This is a genomic window from Hwanghaeella sp. (assembly GCF_965227365.1).
GTDB lineage: Bacteria > Pseudomonadota > Alphaproteobacteria > UBA8366 > Aestuariispiraceae > Hwanghaeella.
Window position 1 is genome coordinate 2,860,966 of record NZ_OZ245754.1, and the last position, 16,217, is coordinate 2,877,182.

15 protein-coding genes are annotated in these 16,217 nt (G+C 60.0%); 6 read left to right on the forward strand and 9 right to left on the reverse strand.

Features of this window, described 5'->3' with window-relative positions; all coding sequences use genetic code 11:
• Positions 1–3: 3 nt before the first annotated feature.
• Positions 4–2,124 carry a hydantoinase/oxoprolinase family protein gene (locus ACQK2G_RS13060; RefSeq protein ID WP_425405474.1) on the reverse strand — a complete coding sequence of 707 codons (2,121 nt, stop codon included), beginning with the start codon at positions 2,122–2,124 and terminating at the stop codon, positions 4–6.
• A 318-nt stretch (positions 2,125–2,442) separates the two neighbouring features.
• On the opposite strand from ACQK2G_RS13060, the gene ACQK2G_RS13065 reads away from it, so the two are divergent.
• The 6 genes from ACQK2G_RS13065 to ACQK2G_RS13090 all read left to right on the forward strand — a co-directional run bounded on the left by ACQK2G_RS13065 (position 2,443) and on the right by ACQK2G_RS13090 (position 8,264).
• A complete protein-coding gene (locus tag ACQK2G_RS13065) occupies positions 2,443–3,750 on the forward strand; it encodes an ABC transporter substrate-binding protein (RefSeq protein ID WP_425405475.1) in 1,308 nt (435 codons plus the stop codon).
• A 211-nt stretch (positions 3,751–3,961) separates the two neighbouring features.
• Positions 3,962–4,858, forward strand: coding sequence for a branched-chain amino acid ABC transporter permease (locus tag ACQK2G_RS13070; protein WP_425405476.1), 897 nt, complete (start codon positions 3,962–3,964; stop codon positions 4,856–4,858).
• 8 nt (positions 4,859–4,866) lie between these two features.
• A complete protein-coding gene (locus ACQK2G_RS13075; RefSeq protein WP_425405477.1) occupies positions 4,867–5,829 on the forward strand; it encodes a branched-chain amino acid ABC transporter permease in 963 nt (320 codons plus the stop codon).
• Entirely contained in the window at positions 5,807–6,574 is a 768-nt protein-coding gene (locus ACQK2G_RS13080) for an ABC transporter ATP-binding protein (protein ID WP_425405478.1), read from the forward strand. Before ACQK2G_RS13075 ends, ACQK2G_RS13080 begins: the two co-directional genes overlap by 23 nt.
• A gap of 16 nt (positions 6,575–6,590) precedes the next feature.
• Entirely contained in the window at positions 6,591–7,235 is a 645-nt protein-coding gene (locus ACQK2G_RS13085; protein WP_425405479.1) for an ABC transporter ATP-binding protein, read from the forward strand.
• Positions 7,236–7,259: 24 nt separating this feature from the next.
• Entirely contained in the window at positions 7,260–8,264 is a 1,005-nt protein-coding gene (locus ACQK2G_RS13090) for a dihydrodipicolinate synthase family protein (protein WP_425405480.1), read from the forward strand.
• Between the two features lie 10 nt (positions 8,265–8,274).
• Here ACQK2G_RS13090 and ACQK2G_RS13095 read toward each other — a convergent pair whose 3' ends face one another.
• The 8 genes from ACQK2G_RS13095 to ACQK2G_RS13130 are packed head-to-tail and all read right to left on the reverse strand — an operon-like array spanning position 8,275 to position 16,192.
• Entirely contained in the window at positions 8,275–9,273 is a 999-nt protein-coding gene (locus tag ACQK2G_RS13095) for an NADPH:quinone oxidoreductase family protein (protein ID WP_425405481.1), read from the reverse strand.
• Positions 9,270–10,388: a CaiB/BaiF CoA transferase family protein gene (locus tag ACQK2G_RS13100; RefSeq protein WP_425405482.1), complete on the reverse strand. Its 1,119-nt coding sequence runs from the start codon at positions 10,386–10,388 to the stop codon at positions 9,270–9,272. The genes ACQK2G_RS13095 and ACQK2G_RS13100 overlap by 4 nt, the downstream gene beginning before the upstream one ends.
• 2 nt (positions 10,389–10,390) lie before the next feature.
• On the reverse strand, positions 10,391–11,023 hold the full coding sequence (locus ACQK2G_RS13105; protein WP_425405483.1) for a 3-hydroxyacyl-CoA dehydrogenase family protein: 633 nt from the start codon (positions 11,021–11,023) through the stop codon (positions 10,391–10,393).
• Positions 11,024–11,032: 9 nt separating this feature from the next.
• Entirely contained in the window at positions 11,033–11,914 is an 882-nt protein-coding gene (locus tag ACQK2G_RS13110; RefSeq protein WP_425405484.1) for a 3-hydroxyacyl-CoA dehydrogenase family protein, read from the reverse strand.
• The gene (locus ACQK2G_RS13115; protein ID WP_425405485.1) at positions 11,911–13,074 is read right to left on the reverse strand and encodes an acyl-CoA dehydrogenase family protein; all 1,164 of its coding nucleotides are present in this window, start codon (positions 13,072–13,074) and stop codon (positions 11,911–11,913) included. Before ACQK2G_RS13115 ends, ACQK2G_RS13110 begins: the two co-directional genes overlap by 4 nt.
• 16 nt (positions 13,075–13,090) lie before the next feature.
• On the reverse strand, positions 13,091–13,816 hold the full coding sequence (locus ACQK2G_RS13120; protein ID WP_425405486.1) for an SDR family NAD(P)-dependent oxidoreductase: 726 nt from the start codon (positions 13,814–13,816) through the stop codon (positions 13,091–13,093).
• Positions 13,809–14,576 carry an enoyl-CoA hydratase/isomerase family protein gene (locus ACQK2G_RS13125; protein ID WP_425405487.1) on the reverse strand — a complete coding sequence of 256 codons (768 nt, stop codon included), beginning with the start codon at positions 14,574–14,576 and terminating at the stop codon, positions 13,809–13,811. The genes ACQK2G_RS13120 and ACQK2G_RS13125 overlap by 8 nt, the downstream gene beginning before the upstream one ends.
• Positions 14,576–16,192 carry a class I adenylate-forming enzyme family protein gene (locus ACQK2G_RS13130; RefSeq protein WP_425405488.1) on the reverse strand — a complete coding sequence of 539 codons (1,617 nt, stop codon included), beginning with the start codon at positions 16,190–16,192 and terminating at the stop codon, positions 14,576–14,578. The genes ACQK2G_RS13125 and ACQK2G_RS13130 overlap by 1 nt, the downstream gene beginning before the upstream one ends.
• Positions 16,193–16,217: the final 25 nt, after the last annotated feature.

The following is a 16,217-nucleotide window of genomic DNA, read 5'->3' on the forward strand; positions in this document are numbered from 1 at the left end:
CTTTCAGTTCCTCACTTCGTCACGAACGGCGATCAACGCACCGGATGGATGCAGCCGCGTCGTCCAACTGGTTGGAATGAAATGGGTCGAATGCGTCTCTTCGATGATTGCCGGCCCGGTCACCACCGCATCCTTGCCGATCGCGTCGCGCCAGTAGACCGCGACATCCTGTGTTCTGCCATCGACGACGGCGCGGCGCGTTCCCGGCGCGCGCTGCTGCTCACCCTCGAACGGACGCAACACGGGTCGAGGAAGCCGACCGGTCGCCGCAACGCGGATTGTTACTATATCGGGCGTCACGTCGCGGTCGGCATGATTGAACTGCGCCATATGGCTGGCGTGGAAATCCTCAACCGCAGCGGAGAGGACCGATTGTCCGTCACGACCGAGGCACCCTAGATCCTCACCAAGAGTGACATTCAGCGGCACCCCGATTTCGTAGGCCTGCCCCGGATAACGCATATCGAGAGATACAGGAAATGCCCGGCGGTCTGCCGCGACCCCGTTCTCCTCAAGCACCGCGTGCCCGGCGTCGACCAATTCACTCAGGACTTGCTCCAGCGCCTCCAAGGCCGTGTCATCCGCCGGCATGGGCCGCGCGCGGGCCAGATCCTGAACGATATCACCGAACAACATGCCCCACGCACTCAGCGTGCCCGGATCGCGGGGGAATACAACGCGACGCGAACCGATCTCCTCCGCCGTTTCACAGGCATGCAAACCGCTCGCGCCGCCGAAGGACACAAGTGCAAAGTCTTCAGGGTCGAGACCTTTCTCGAAAAGACTCAGGCGAATTGCAGCAGCCATCTTGGAAACCGCAATCGTGACGATCCCGCTTGCCGCATCCGCGCGTTCCAGCCCCAAGGGCAATGCCACGTGGCGCTCCAGTTCGGCCGCCGCCGTGTCGACATCCAACGTCATCGCGCCGCCGAGGAAATTGTCGGGATCGAACCGGCCGAGCACGGCATTGGCATCCGTCACGGTCGGTCTTGATCCGCCGCGAGAATAGCAGACCGGCCCCGGCACCGCGCCCGCGCTTTCCGGGCCGACCATCAACCTGCCGGTTTCGTCGGCAGAGGCGATGGACCCGCCGCCCGCTCCGATGGTGCGAATCTCGATCATCGGCAATCGAACAGGCAGGCCGTCCACGTCACCTTGCGTCACCTGCCGTATGCGGCCGCCGGCAACGATCGACACGTCATAGGAGGTGCCCCCCATATCGACCGCGATCAGATTGGGTTCATCCAGCATGTCGGACACCACCTCGGCCGCCCGCGCACCGCCTGCCGGCCCCGACAGCAGCAGTCTCGCCGGCTGCCGCGCGGCAATGCCGGGTGTCGTGACGCCGCCGTTGGATTGAACCAGAAATACCGGCGCCGTGATGCCGTTTTCGGCCAAACGGCTACTTAGTCGATCCAAATAACCGCGCACCACCGGCATCAGCAAAGCGTTCAGTGCCGTGGTTGAACTGCGCTCGAATTCGCGAATCTCGGGACTGACTTCATGCGAACAACTGATCGATATGCCGGGAAGAAGGTCGGCCAACACTTCCGCTGCGCGCAATTCGGAGCGCGGATTGGCATAGGCATGAAGAAAGACCACCGCCACCGTTTCCACCTTCAAGCGGCGCAGTTCCTCCGCGACCTTCCGCAACTCGGCCTCGGCCAATGGCGTTTGAGTCGATCCATCCGCCATAGTTCGTTCGGTCACTTCGAAACGGCGCGACCGCGGAATCAACAGAAAACGATCCTCGGCTTTGCTGGCATAGATGTCGCGGCGGAGATGACGACCGATTTCCAGGACATCCCGAAAGCCGCGGGTCGTGATCAAGGCGCCCGCCGGCAATTTACGCTGCAAGACCGCGTTTGTTGCGATCGTCGTCCCGTGCATGATCGAGCCGACCCGATCCAGGTCGAAACCGAACAGTCCCGATGCTTCGCGGATCCCCTGAACCAACCCTTCGGAAGGGTCGGCAGGCGTCGTTGGCACCTTATGCGCGCAAGCCGCACCGGAGTTTTCATCCAGGAACTGTAGGTCGGTGAATGTACCGCCGATATCGACGGCGACACGGATCTGGGAGGTGGTTTCGAACACGGGCTGAAAACTTTCTGAATCATCGTTCATTTTTTCCGTTTCCACGGAAAAACTACGTTGGCCCATTTGAAGTGAATACAGTGAATCTTAATACCCGATACCCAGGTAAAATTGACTTTCTTGCCGGTTCCTAGTGCCAAGAGCTCAGGCAAAACATTGAATTAAAATGATTCTAGAAGTCATGGGTTGAAAAGTAAGAAAATTACGTCGGTTCAATGAAATACCGGAACAACCTTCGGTGCCGCCCAGCGGCCATTTGACCCCAAAAGCACAAACCGTGCATGCTGGTTGAGAGCAGTTAACAATGCTTGAACTAATGAACGACAGACCGTTCAGGGAGGATAAATCATGACTGTCAAAAAACTGCTGCGCGGCACCAGCGTAGCGGCTTGCCTTGTTGCCGGTGCCATGACCGCATTTGCAGGCGCGGCGCAGGCTCAGGAAAAATTGAAAGTCGGCGTCGTCGCTTTCTACACCGGCGCCGCTGCCGGTCCGTTCGGCATTCCGGCACGGAACGCGGCCGAATTGATCGTTGAAGCCATCAATGCCGGCAACGTTCCCGCCCCCTATAACACCAAAGGCGCGGGCGGCATGGAAATCGAAGCCGTCTATATCGACGAAGCCGGCGGCACCACCAAGCAGGTTACCGAATACCGCAACATGGTTCAGCGCCAGGGCGTCGACGCGGTGATCGGATACATCTCGTCCGGCAGTTGCCTTGCGGTCGCGCCGGTCGCAGAAGAACTGAAGACCTTCACGATCCTGTTCGATTGCGGAACCCCGCGTATCTTCGAAGACAGCGACTATCAGTACGTCTTCCGGACCAGTTCCCACGCAACCATGGACAGCGTCGGGGCGGCCCGTTACATCGCTAGTAAATTCGGCGATACGAAGACCTTCCAGGGCATCAACCAGAACTATGCCTGGGGCCAGGACAGCTGGCGCGATTTCGACCTGGCCATGGGTAACCTGATGCCGGACGCGAAGGCCGAAGAACCGCTTTGGCCGAAAATCTTCCAAGGCCAGTACGGCGCGGAAATCTCCCGCCTTTCGGTCTCCCCGCCGCAAGTCCTGCACACCTCCTTCTGGGGTGGCGACCTGGAAAGCTTCATCCTGCAGTCCAGCGCTCGCAGCCTGCACAAGCGCACGACGATGCTGCTGACCACCGGTGAATCCGTGATGCATCGTCTGGGCCGTAAGCTGCCGGACGGCGTCGTCATCGGCGCGCGCGGTCCGTATGGCGTCCTGGCGGAGGAAACGGAACTGAGCAAATGGCTTTGGACGAGTTTCTCGGATCGGTTCGGCACGCCGCCGACCTTCCCGTCCTATCATATGGCTCAGGCCTTCATTGCGCTGAAGATCGCCTATGACAACGCGGCCGCCTCCAGCGGCGGCGCGAAGCCCTCGGCGGATGCCGTCGCGGACGGTCTGCGCCACAAGACCTTCGAGGCCTTCGGCACGACGATCAACATGAAGCTCGGCAAAGGCCATCAGGCCATCACGCCGACCGCCTATGGCATCACCAAGTGGGACAGCGAAGCCGGCGAACAAAAAATCGTCGACGTCATCACCTATCCCGCAGAATGCGTGAACCCGCCGGCCGACGTGAACAGCGTCGAATGGATCGAAGGGGGCATGCAGGGCGCCAAGTGCTGATTGCCCGTTAACGATACACGCGCCGCTACAGTCTACTGTAGCGGCGCGTTTTCGCCTGTTACCTTTGTTTCGCATCCGACCGGACCGCTTTCGACGGTACTCCCAAAACGCCAAAGTTACCGGCGTCTGACGGTGAAGGACGGATCAAGTTGCCGGATAACCGAAAAAAGCAAACGTACCGGCCCTACGACAGGTTTTAAGGGAACCGTTTATGCTAACCGCAACTGCAATCCTGATCGACGGGTTGATCGAGGCTTCATATTTGTTCCTCGTCGCTCTGGGTCTGACGCTGATCTTCGGCGTGATGAAGATACTCAACGTCGCGCATGGCTCTTTCTACGCGTTCGGCGCCTATGCTTCCGCGACCGCCATCGGCTGGTGGTTCGCCGGCGGCTATCCCGATATGGGAAGCTTTGCGCTTATGTTCGCGATTGCCATCGGCCTCGGCATCATCTTTGGGCTGGTCCTGGAAGTCGGCCTTCTCAAACGGATGTATGGCCGGGATGAAGTGATCATCGTGCTGGTGACCTTCGCCAGCTTCCTGATGCTGGAGGACGTAATCATCTGGATATGGGGCGGCGATCCCTATTTCGCCTTCGAGCCCTATTCGCTGCTAGGCGACATCCAGTTCGGCACGCTCTTCTATTCGAATTACGATCTGGCGCTGATTGGCCTCGCCGTCACGCTTGCCGCCGGGACCTGGATATTGCTGAACCGCACGTCCAAGGGCCGCCTCCTGCTCGCCGTTATCCACGACACGGAAATGGCGGCGGCATTCGGAATCAATGTGAAGCGGTATTTCACCGTGACCTTCATCATCGGCGCCACGCTCGGCTGCCTGGGTGGCGCGGTCATGGCACCGAAAATCTCGGTCGCTCCGGGGATCGGCGTTGAGGTTATCGTCTTGGCCTTTGCAATCGTCGTCATCGGCGGCATGGGCAGCATATGGGGTGCGATCATCGGTGCGCTCGTCGTCGGCATCGCCCGGGCGGCCGCCGTCCACCTGTTCCCCGAAGTTGAACTTTTCGTCATTTACGCGGTTATGACCCTGGTGCTGATCTTCAGGCCCGAAGGCCTGTTCATGCGCCAGAAGGCCCGCAAGATTTAGGAGGCAGCATGTCACCCGCTTTCCAAAGCAAGCTGCTGTTGCTCGGCCTGCCGGCCCTTCTGGCCATCGGTCTGTTCATGCCCGACTGGGCAATTTTCCTCGGCATCATCAGTGTCGCGAAAGGGCTTGTCGTACTCGGCCTCGTGCTGCTGTGGCGCACCGGCCTTGTCTCGTTCGGACAAGGACTGTTCTACGGGGCCGGTGCCTATATGGTCGGCATTCTGCCGCAATATGTTCCGATAACCGACGCGTTTCTGCTTGTGTTCATCAGCGCCGCCGCGGCCGGCATTCTGGCTTTCGGGTTGGGTTTCCTTCTGCGGCGCTATCGCGAAATCTTCTTCGCGATGCTCTGCCTAGCCTTCTCGATGATTTTCTTCGGGGTGCTGGTCAAAAGCGAGAGCCTGGGTTCGACGGACGGTTTCAACGTGGTGCAGACCAGTTATCTCGGCTACGTCCCGGAAGAACCCGTTGAGATGCAGCGCATCTTGTATGCGACAACGGCCTTCATCGCATGGATCGCCTGTCTTTTCGTGAACCGTTATCTCGACAGCACCATGGGTCGTTTGACCCGGGCCATCAAAGACAATGAATTGCGGGTCGAGTATCTTGGTTACTCCGCGAAACGCGCCGTGCATTTCAAATTCGTCATCGCCGGGATACTGGCCGGCGCAGGCGGCGCCTTGGCCGCCATCGCCATCGGCCATGTGGATCCGGAAATGGTGTGGTGGATCCAGTCCGGTGAGTTCGTGTTCGTGACAATCCTGTCCGGCGTCGGCAACGTCATTGCCCCGCTGATCGGTTCTGTCGTCTTTGAAATTCTTCGCACATTCGCCATCGAATATGCGCCGCAAGCCTGGCAGTTCGTCGTCGGCGGTTGCCTGCTGGCGGTGATCATGTTCCTGCCGGGTGGTCTGTGGAGCCTGATCGAACGCTCAAAGGAGGGCCAAGATGACGGCAATTCTACGCGCTGAAAGCCTGTACAAATCCTTCGGCGCCGTCACCGCCGCCGATAATATCAACGTCTCTATCGATGAGGGCGAAGTGATCGGCGTCATCGGCGCCAACGGGGCCGGCAAGACCACCTTTGTGAACATGGTCACCGGCTATCTCGCGCCGACCAGCGGAAAACTGTTCTTCTACGATCGCGACATCACCGGTTTCGATCCAAAGCATGCGACGGAAATCGGCATTTGCCGGTCGTTCCAGATCCCTCAACTGTTCTCGACCGGTACCACGTTCGAGAACCTGATGATCGCCATGGGCATTGCCGAGGAAGGGACAATGCCGTTCTGGCAGCCGCTGGATACGGAAGACCGGAAACGGCGCTGCGAGGAGATTCTGGCGAATTATGAAATCCTGGAATACCGGGATCAGGTAACACAAACCCTTTCGCAGGGCGTTCGCAAACTGCTCGATATCGCCATGGCCAGCGTGCACAAGCCGAAGATGCTGATGTTGGATGAACCCACAAGCGGGGTAACCGCGGCGGAGAAGTTCAGCATCATGGACATCGTGGTCACTGCCCTGAAGCAACAGGATGTGACGATCCTTTTCGTCGAGCACGATATGGAGATCATCAGCCGCTACGCGACGCGCGTTCTGGCATTCTATGACGGCCGCATCATCGCGGACGCCAAGCCCGAAGAAGCGCTGGCTGACGAACAGGTCCGCCAATTTGTCATCGGCGAAACGGTACATGTCGCGGCGGCGGGCTGAGGGGAAAGAGCCAAAAATGCTTACGGTAAAAAATCTGAATGTCTATTTCGGCTCGCAGAAGGTTCTGGACGATGTGTCGCTCGATTTGCCGGGCGGCATGATGGCGGGCCTTATCGGTCGGAACGGCGCCGGGAAAACCACCTTCATGCGTGCCGTCATGGGCCTGATCGACAAGGTCGACGGACAGGTCGAATTCGAGGCTGTCAATCTCACGCAGACCCCGACCCATGGCAGGGCCGGCATGGGCTTCGGCTACATGCCCGAGGATAGGAAACTGGTGCCCGAGTTCACCGTTCAGGAGAATGTTCTGCTTCCCGCATGGTCTACAAAGATGCCTGAAGCGGATAGTAGACTGGAATGGGTTTACTCCCTTATCCCGGAAGTTGCCGGTTTCCGGGACCGCCGCGCGAACCAGTTGTCGGGCGGTCAGCAAAAGCTGGTCGCGTTGGCCCGCGCCCTGCTGTGCGGCAATAAGATACTGCTGCTGGACGAGCCGTTCGAAGGGGTCGCCCCCGCCCTGGCGCAACGTCTGGCGCAGATCATCTTCGAGTTGAAGAAAGAAGGCATGGCCGTCCTGATCGCAGATTCGAACGAACAGCATGTGCGTGAACTGATCGAACGGACCTTTACGATCGAGCGTGGTGCCGTAACAGTGCAATAATCGACCGAGCAAAGGGAGGTTGCCATGGCCCGTTTCAAGGATTTCGTACCGCAAGGCGTCATTCCTGCGACGCTTCTCGCTTTCGATGACGATCTTGAAATCGATTGGGTTGAAACGCGCCGCCACCTCTTGCACGTCGCCGCGACCCCGGGCCTATCGGCCATCACGGTCAACGGCCATGCGTCGGAAGTGCATGCCTGTACTTTCGATGAGCAGCGCGCCGTTCTCGACCACACTCTGGACGATATCGGCGACCGCATCCCGGTAATCGCAGGCGTCTATGCCGATGGCAGCCTGGAAGCGGCCGAGATAGCCAGAATGTCGACCGAAGCGGGCGCGTCGGCCTTGCTGGTTTTCCCCTCATCGGTTCTGATGATGGGTGGGGAGCGCCGTCCGGAAATGGCCCTTGCGCATTTCAGCCGGATTGCGGAGGCAACGGATCTGCCGATGATCTGTTTCAATTACGCACGGTGGACGAACCTCGCCTACCCCCTCGACACGATCGTCGCGCTTGCCGAAGCCATCCCGCAGATCAAGGCGATCAAGGATTGGACGGCGGAACCTGCGGAGCATGAGAAGAATATTCGGACGCTGCAGTCGCTTTCGCGGCCCATCAACGTTCTGACGACCAACAGCGCGTGGCTGATGGCATCGCTCTGCATGGGGGCAAACGGACTTCTTTCCGGTGCCGGCAGCATCATCCCCGACCTTCAGGTCGCAATGTTCCAAGCCATACAGGCGGGTGACCTGAAGACCGCACGGATGCTGAACGACCGAATGCAGCCCGTGACGCAGGCGTTCTACGCACCGCCCTTCCTGGATATGCACAACCGCATGAAGGAAGCGGCTGTTCTACTGGGACGACAGGACCGGGCCGTGGTCAGGCCGCCGCTTGCGAAACTGTCGGCGGAGGAAATCGGTCGGATCGGGCAGGCATTGGAACAGGCGCGCATAACGCATGACGGTGCAGAGGGATTGCCCCTCGTCCCGACCACGCCTGAATTGAGATCGGTCGACGCCGCGGAGTAAAGGCTAGCGCCTAGTCTCCCGCCAAGGTCAGGACAACCTTGCCTTGAACCTTGCCGCCCGCGGCGACGTCCAGGGCGGTCATGAAGTCATCCAAGGCGACTCGGTGGGTTATGATCGGGTCAAGCTTGCCAGCCGACCACAGTTGGAAGATCTCTTCCTGCGCGGCGGCGACCGCGGCCGGGTCCCGTTCCCGATAATCGGACCACTGGATACCGTTGACGCCAATATTCTTGACCAGCAGGTAGTTCGCGCGGATCGCCGGAATGTCGCCGGATGCGAAACCGACGATCACCATGCGCCCGCACCACGCCATGGCTCGCAAGGCAGCTGCATTGGCCTCTCCCCCCACGGGGTCGATAACGATATCGGCGCCATGCCCGCCGGTGATCTCCTTGACCGCGTCACGCAAGCCGTCCTTCAGGTTGTCCATGCCGAGATCGACGACATGATCCGCACCTGCTTCGCGCGCAAAGGCCGCGTTGGCGGCACCACGCGCGCCGGCGATGACACACGGTGATCCCAGCGCCTTCGCCAGTTGGACACTTGCCATCCCGACACCACCGGATGCTCCCAGGACGAGAACCGTATCCGTCGGTTTGAACGCCGCGCGCTCCATCAGGGAAAAATAGGCCGTCTGATACACCAGCCCCAGGGCTGCGGCGATGTCGAACGGCATGTCGTCCGGCATCCGATAGCAGGTCTGAGCGGGAACCAGCACCTTTTCAGCATAGGCGCCATATTCCACCTGCACGGCAACACGGTCGCCGGGGCCGATTCCTGTCACCCCGTCACCCACAGCTTCGACGATGCCTGCCCCTGCCTTGCCGGGAGAGAACGGCAAGGGCGGCTTTACCTGGTACTTACCTTCCATAACGAGGATGTCCGGAAAGTTCACATCGGCCGCCATCAGGCGTACCAGGACCTCACCCTCTTCCGGGGCCGTGTCCTGGGCGGTCTTCAACACCGCATTTCGATACGGTCCATAGGCCTCGACAAATACCGCCTTCATGACAGCACCTCTTCATTATGGGATCCAAGCGCCGGATAGGGCCGCTCCTCCGCATCGCCTCGCAGGACAGAGGCGATCGGTGTCGGCAGGGCCGTCAGAGTGGTTCCGTCCTCGCCGGAGACACGGCGATCGAACAGGCCTCGCGCCTTGAAATGCGGATCCTGCATTGCTTCGTCCACAGTCCTTACAATGGAACAGCAGCAATCAGCCGCTGCGAACACATCCCGCCAATGATCGGCGGTCTTTCCCGCAATGATTCCAGCGACCGCGCCTTTTGTCTGCGCTGGGTCGCGCGCATCGTCGCGTAGATCCGTGGCCAGACCGATCGCCTCACAAAAGGCTTCCCAGAATTTCTGTTCGATCGGTGCAGCCGCAACCATGGCCCCGTCGGATGTTGGATAAAGCTGATAACGCGCGCCGCCGCCGGTCACCAGATCATTGCCGTTGCCCGGGTATTTGCCGGTCACCATGCCTTGTCCCATGGCCCAATACAGGAAGGGGAAGAGACAGTCGCTCATTGAAATATCCAAAAAGGCGCCCTTCCCCGTTCGGTCGCGTTCCCGCAAGGCAAGTAGGATGTTTACGACCGCGGGATACGCACCGCCGGCGATATCGGCGATCAATGCGGGGGGAACAGTCGGATGTTCCTGCGTACCCATGCTGAGGGCCAGCAATCCCGCATCCCCGATATAGTTCAGATCATGACCTGCAACGCGATGTTTCGGCCCGGTCTGTCCATATCCGGTTATCGCGCAATAGACGATCTTGGGATTCAGTTTGTGCAGCGCTTCATATCCGATGCCGAGGCGATCCATCACACCCGGCCGAAACTGTTCCATGACGATATCCGCTTCCCGGAAAAGCGGCTCCAAGCGCGCGACCTCGGCGGGATCCTTTAGATCGACAGCAACGCTCTTCTTGCCCCGGTTCAGCATCGCGAAATTCACGCCATCGCCGTTCCATTTGGGGTCGTAGCTGCGCATTTCGTCGCCCCGCCCGGGGCGTTCAATCTTGATGACCTCCGCGCCTGCATCGGCGAGGAACAGAGTGGCCATCGGACCCGGCAGCAAAGTTGAAAAGTCCAGGACCTTTATTCCGGCAAGCGCTCCGCGCACGATTATTTCCCCTCCCGCATCTTCGCGACAGTGGCCCGCCGGCCTGGCGCGAATGCCGGTGCGCCATGGATGTCGAACAGAGCCTTGCTCACGTCGTAATGATGGGCGAGACCGCCACGCTGCAAACGCTCGATCGGGCCATCCGGATAACCGAGCCCCATCTTGCAGGTCAGGTCCATATCCGCCGCGGTGGCCAACCCCTCATCCAGGAAACGCAGTGCGTCATTGTATTTAGGGCGGGTCAGGCGATCGATGATCCGGCCGGCCTGATCTGCGCAGAGGCTGACCGAAAACCCGGCTTCCTCAAACACCATCTTCGCCGCATCAATGGCTGATTGTGGTGTGGCCGGTTGACGGACAAGCTCGATCAATTGCGACGGGGCATCATCGCCGTTTCGGTACCGGGCGAAGCCCAACACGTTGGATCCTTCAAGGCCCGCGTTTTCGCCGGTATGAACGCCGAGACATTCGGTCCCCAGTTCGATCAGGATAGCGGTCTTCGATGCGTCTTCCCGATACGGCAAACCAAGATAAATCGCGACTTCACCACTCTCAGCGGCATTCCCGAGGAAAGCATCGCCATCCGGGAAGGACCGGCTTTGGCCGTTCTGATGGATTTCATAGTTGATCGTCATGACTGCCCCTTACGCACCGTACATCCCGGCACCCTGGTAATCGAAAAAGCCCCGGCCGGACTTGCGCCCGAGATGACCGGCGGCAACCATCCGCCGCAGCAAAGGCGGGGTTGCGGCGCGCGGATCGTTTGTGATCGGATAAAAGGCTTCGCAAAGCCTTACCTGGGTATCCAAGCCGATCAGATCGATCAGCTCCAACGGCCCCATGCGATAGCCGAGGCCGACCTTGATCGCCTGATCGATATCACCCGGTTCGGCGACGCCAGCTTCGACCGCGCGGATGCAATCATTGTTGAACGGCACCAGAAGTGCATTGAGGATAAAGCCCGGTTTGTCCTGTGTACGGACCGGTATTTGCCCCGCTGCCTCGGTCCAGGCCCAGGCGGCATCGAATGTTTCCGTACTGGTGTTCAGCCCCGGCGACATTTCGATGAGTTTCATCAATTGTGCCGGAAGGCAGAAATGCATGCCGACGACCCTGTCCTCCCGGCCGCAGCCGGACGCGATCTCGGTGATCGAAAGAGTCGAGGTATTGGAAGCGAAAATCGTTTCCTCGGGGCAGATCGTGTTCAGCTTGCCAAACAGATCGCGCTTGGTTGCCAAATCCTCAAACACGGCCTCGATGACCAGATCGCAACCGGCCAGGTCGCCAAGCGACGTGGTCCGCGATAGCCGGGACAATACCGCGTCACGATCCTCAGCAGTCATCTTGCCGCGTTCAACGGATTTCGCGAAGAAACCCGCACTCTGCTGCGAAGCCTTTTCCAAAGGCTCTGGCGTCAGATCGTAGCAGACCGTCTCGAACCCCGCACGAGCCGCAACGATCGCGATCCCGGCGCCCATCGTGCCGCCTGCACCGCAGACGCCGACGCGTTTAATGCCGTTCGTCACTGTCTGAAACTCCTTCCAATCAACTGCCGGTGAATCTGGTTCGTGCCTTCCCAGATCTGGGTAATCTTGGCATCCCGCATCAGGCGCTCGGCCCGGTATTCGGGGACATAGCCGTATCCACCATGCATCTGGACATTTTCCGTCGTCATCCGCATGGCGAGGTCCGAAGCCCGCATCTTGGCGATCGACGCTTCCATGCCGAAATCCGTGGACCCGGCATCGACCAGACCGGCCACATAATCGAGCCAGGTTTCCGTGAGCGCCAATTCACTCGCCAAGTCGGCGATCAGGAACTGATTGCCCTGAAATTCAATGATCTTCTTGCGGGACTGAACCCGCTCATTCGTATAGGCGATCATGTCGTTGAAGGCCGCCCGCGCGATCCCGAAGGCATGTGCGGCTACAGAAGGGCGTGATTTGTTCAGCGAGGCGAGCAGGATCTTCAGACCGTCGCCGGGATTACCCAAAAGATTGGCGCGGGGCACACGGGCGCCGTCGAAGGCGAGTACGGCTGTGGAAGAGGCGCGATGCCCCATCTTCTCTTCCTTGCGCACGATGCTGAAGCCAGGCGCGTCCTTGGGCAGGATGAGGGCGGAAATCGCAGCCTTATCGTCGTCTATCTCGCTCCATTTGCCGAATAGCAGGATAAGATCCGCCACGTCCCCGTTCGTGATGAAAATCTTTCCCCCATCGATCACGATATCGTCGCCATCCGGCGTGAAACGCGTTTTCATCCCTGTCGCGTCAGACCCGGCGGAGGGCTCGGTGATCGCCAGGGCACCGAGACCGCCTCCCGCGATGACCGGCAGCAATCGCTGTTTCTGCTCCTCCGTCCCGAAATCGATCAGCGGCTTCATGCCGTGGAAGTTCGTCGCGTATATGATGCCGGTCGACGCGCAGGCTTCTGAAATGATCTTCACGCATTCGATGTAAAGCGCATACCGGCTGAGCGCCCCACCGTAGGCCTCGGGCACGAACAACGCATTCAATCCCAACTCGTTTAAAGCGTTAACGCTGTCCCAGGGGAAGTCACCTGTTCGGTCGTAATCCGACGCCTTTGGCGCGATGACCTCGTCGGCGACCCGGCGCACCTGATCGAGTATGATGCGCTCATCCTCGCTCCAGTCCCGCATCCGGGCCATCTGGTCGAATATCTTCATTTCGTCGAACTTTCGGTCAAAGGTTCATGCCGTGGCCGCCGTCGATATAGACGGTCTCGCCGGTCAGGTAGGCGATATCCTCGCTGAACAGGGAAGCGACAAAGCGCGCCACCTCGTCCGCCTTGCCCGCACGGCCCATGGGCACTCGTTTGGCCAGCCATTTCTGAACGCTTTCCTGGGCCAGGAAATCACGGTTCAGATTTGTTTCCACATAGCCCGGCGCGACGTTCATGACCCTAATGCCGTCCGGTGCCCATTCGGACGCCATGCAGCGCGTCATCGCCGCGACCGCCGCCTTGGACGCACAGTAGGCAAGGTTGGCCGGCACCCCGATTTTGTCGAAGAAGGAGCCGATATTGACGATCGTGCCCCCGCCGGCAGCGACCAGATGGGGGTGGACCTCCCGTGCGGCGATCATCACCGCATCGGCGTTGAGGGACATGACCTGCCGGTATTCCTCGGTTGGAAGGCTGGCCGTCGGCGATGAGAGATGAACCCCGGCATTGCTCACGAGGCCCGAAATCGGTCCCGCTCCGGCAATGGATGCGAAAACCTCGCGCACATTACCCTCGTCGGTCATGTCACAGGCAACCTGCTCGCCATGCTGACCGCCCCCTGATCGGGAGAGCGAGAGGACGGCATATCCGCGCGCAATCAATTCGCCTGCAATGGCGGCCCCGATCCCCTTGCTGGCGCCGGTCACAATGACACGTCCGCGTTCCGCCTTCGGGGCACTAGACATCCTTGAACTCCGGTTTGCGTTTTTCCTCGAAGGCCGCCATCCCCTCCTCCGCGTCCCGCGTCTGGTAGGCCAGCGTGGAAAGGTCGGTTTCGATTTTCAAGCCCTCGGAAATCGGCGTATCGCCTGCCCGCATCACGGCTTCCCGCGCGAAATGCAGGACCGGCAGGCTATAGCGCGTGAACCCTTTGGCGAATTCGAGGCCGGCCTCGACCGGATCGCCCTCGACGATCCGGCTGACCAGGCCGATCGCAAGGGCTTCCTGGGCCTCCACTGTCCGCCCGGTCATGATGATTTCAAGCGCTCTTGCCTCACCGATGATGCGCGGCAGACGCTGGGTGCCGCCATATCCCGGGATCAGGCCAAGCTTGATTTCGGGCAACCCCATCTTGGCGTTGGCGGTCGCCAATCGGAAGGTACACGCCGACGCAATCTCCAGTCCGCCGCCGAACGCATAACCGTTGATGACGGCGACGGACGGCATCGGCAGAGCGGCGATCTTCGACATCACGGATTGGCCCAATTCCGTGCCACGTTTCTGGCTCATCAAATCGCGGTTTCGCAATTCCTTGATATCCGCGCCGGCACAAAAGGCCTTCTCCCCCGCGCCGGTGACGATCAGGACCCGCGCATCGGATGCCGCTACGGTATCCAGCACATCCGAAAGTTCCCGCAGGATGGCAAAGGACAGCGCGTTCAGCGCTTCCGGCCTGTTCAATGTCAGGATCGCTGCGTCGCCCTTGCGGGTCAGATCGATCGCCATCAGGTCTTCTCCTTGTCCGTATATCGGATCGGATCCGGTTTCAGTTCGCCGCGGCGGACCATTTCCACCAATTCTCGTTTCAGGATCTTGCCGCTCGGGGTCAGCGGGAAATGGGAGACCGTCGCGAACCATTCAGGCATATCGAATTTCGACAGTCCTTCGCTCGCCAAATGCTGCAGCACCTCGTCTCCCGATACATCCCCTATAACGGCAAGACACACTTTCTCGCCCAGGCGGTCGTCATCCACCGGAAAGGCCGCGGCCTTCAAGACCCGGTCGTGCCGAAGCGCAAGGGCTTCGATATGGCCGGGATGGATGTTGTGACCGCCGCGGATTATCAATTCCTTCAGCCGGCCTTTGATCCGCAGATTACCGGCCTCGTCCAATTCGCCGAGATCGCCGGACAGAAACCAACCATCCCGGTTGAAGCTGCTCTCCGTCGCCGCCTGATTGTCAAAATAGCCCAGCATCAGGGCGGCGCCGCGCCCACCGATTTCACCGGTTTCTCCGACGCCGAGACGGCGATCACGGTCTTCCGGGTCGAATATCGCGACTTCATAGGCCTTGCCGCCGCGCCCGCAACTGGTCGTCCAGGTTACCGGGTCGTCACTTGGGTGGGTATATTGATGAGACGAGTTTTCCGTCATGCCGTAGATATTCTGCGGTTTGATGCCCAGCGACATGAAACGTTCGGCGACCACCGGCGGAATGGGCGACCCGGCCATGTAGAACACCTCAACCGATCCCAGTTTCTCATGCCCCGCCGCATCCAATGCACCCAGCACATCCATCGCATGGGTCGGGACCCCCATGACATAGGTCGCACCGGTGTCGACGATCCAGTCCAGCCGTGATGTTCCCGCCGGTGGATCGTCGGTGATCAGCTGACAGCCGGATGACAGCCATTGCCCGACCGCGACCCAGGCTATGTGGTGCGACAACGGACTGAGCGACAAAAGCCGCGCATCACTCGACAAGGACCAGTCCCTGGCCAGATCACGCGCATTGGCAAAAAGGGTGTTTGTGGAATGCATCACGCATTTCGGCACCCCCGTGGTGCCCGACGTGAAGGCAAGGTAGACGACCGAGTCCGGATCGGAAACAGGGCGGACAGGCTTTCCGCCGGCCCCCGGAAAAGCGTCGGCATCGATGACGGCCTTCACGCTCTGCGTATCGGCTACGACCGCGTCGAGATCCGCCGTATCCCTGTCCGCGCCCCAACCGGCTTCCGTAACCAGTATCTGCGTGTCGAGCCGTGCCATGAGGGTGCCGATTTCGGCGCAGGTATAGGAACGGTGCAGCGACGGGTTGCAAGCAAGCCCGATCCGGGAAGCGGCAAGGAAGGTGACCACCGCTTCGATGCGGTTCGACATCCAGATCGAAACTCGCGCGCCACCGGACAGCCCCAGCCCTTCGAAATGGGCAGCGACACCGTCGACCCAGTCGCGCAACTCCCGCCAGGTCACGGACTTGCGGCCGTCCCGCAAAGCGATCGAGCCCGGTCGTTTTGCCGCCCAGCGTTCGATCAGGCTGTAACAGGTATCGGAGGTCCAATGCCCGGCATCATAATAAACCATGGCTTTGCCGGGATGGTGCAGGGTCAGGAACGGTTTCACGGTTTTTCTTTCCGGCCAGGGCTTC

Excerpts from the sequence above, each read along its gene's own strand:
- ACQK2G_RS13060 (WP_425405474.1), bottom strand. The coding sequence starts at position 2,124 with ATGAACGATGATTCAGAAAGTTTTCAGCCCGTGTTCGAAACCACCTCC.
- ACQK2G_RS13115 (WP_425405485.1), bottom strand. The coding sequence starts at position 13,074 with ATGAAGATATTCGACCAGATGGCCCGGATGCGGGACTGGAGCGAGGAT.
- ACQK2G_RS13095 (WP_425405481.1), bottom strand. The coding sequence starts at position 9,273 with ATGAAGGCGGTATTTGTCGAGGCCTATGGACCGTATCGAAATGCGGTG.
- ACQK2G_RS13085 (WP_425405479.1), top strand. The coding sequence starts at position 6,591 with ATGCTTACGGTAAAAAATCTGAATGTCTATTTCGGCTCGCAGAAGGTT.
- ACQK2G_RS13080 (WP_425405478.1), top strand. The coding sequence starts at position 5,807 with ATGACGGCAATTCTACGCGCTGAAAGCCTGTACAAATCCTTCGGCGCC.
- ACQK2G_RS13125 (WP_425405487.1), bottom strand. The coding sequence starts at position 14,576 with ATGGCGATCGATCTGACCCGCAAGGGCGACGCAGCGATCCTGACATTG.
- ACQK2G_RS13120 (WP_425405486.1), bottom strand. The coding sequence starts at position 13,816 with ATGTCTAGTGCCCCGAAGGCGGAACGCGGACGTGTCATTGTGACCGGC.
- ACQK2G_RS13105 (WP_425405483.1), bottom strand. The coding sequence starts at position 11,023 with ATGACGATCAACTATGAAATCCATCAGAACGGCCAAAGCCGGTCCTTC.
- ACQK2G_RS13075 (WP_425405477.1), top strand. The coding sequence starts at position 4,867 with ATGTCACCCGCTTTCCAAAGCAAGCTGCTGTTGCTCGGCCTGCCGGCC.
- ACQK2G_RS13090 (WP_425405480.1), top strand. The coding sequence starts at position 7,260 with ATGGCCCGTTTCAAGGATTTCGTACCGCAAGGCGTCATTCCTGCGACG.
- ACQK2G_RS13065 (WP_425405475.1), top strand. The coding sequence starts at position 2,443 with ATGACTGTCAAAAAACTGCTGCGCGGCACCAGCGTAGCGGCTTGCCTT.
- ACQK2G_RS13070 (WP_425405476.1), top strand. The coding sequence starts at position 3,962 with ATGCTAACCGCAACTGCAATCCTGATCGACGGGTTGATCGAGGCTTCA.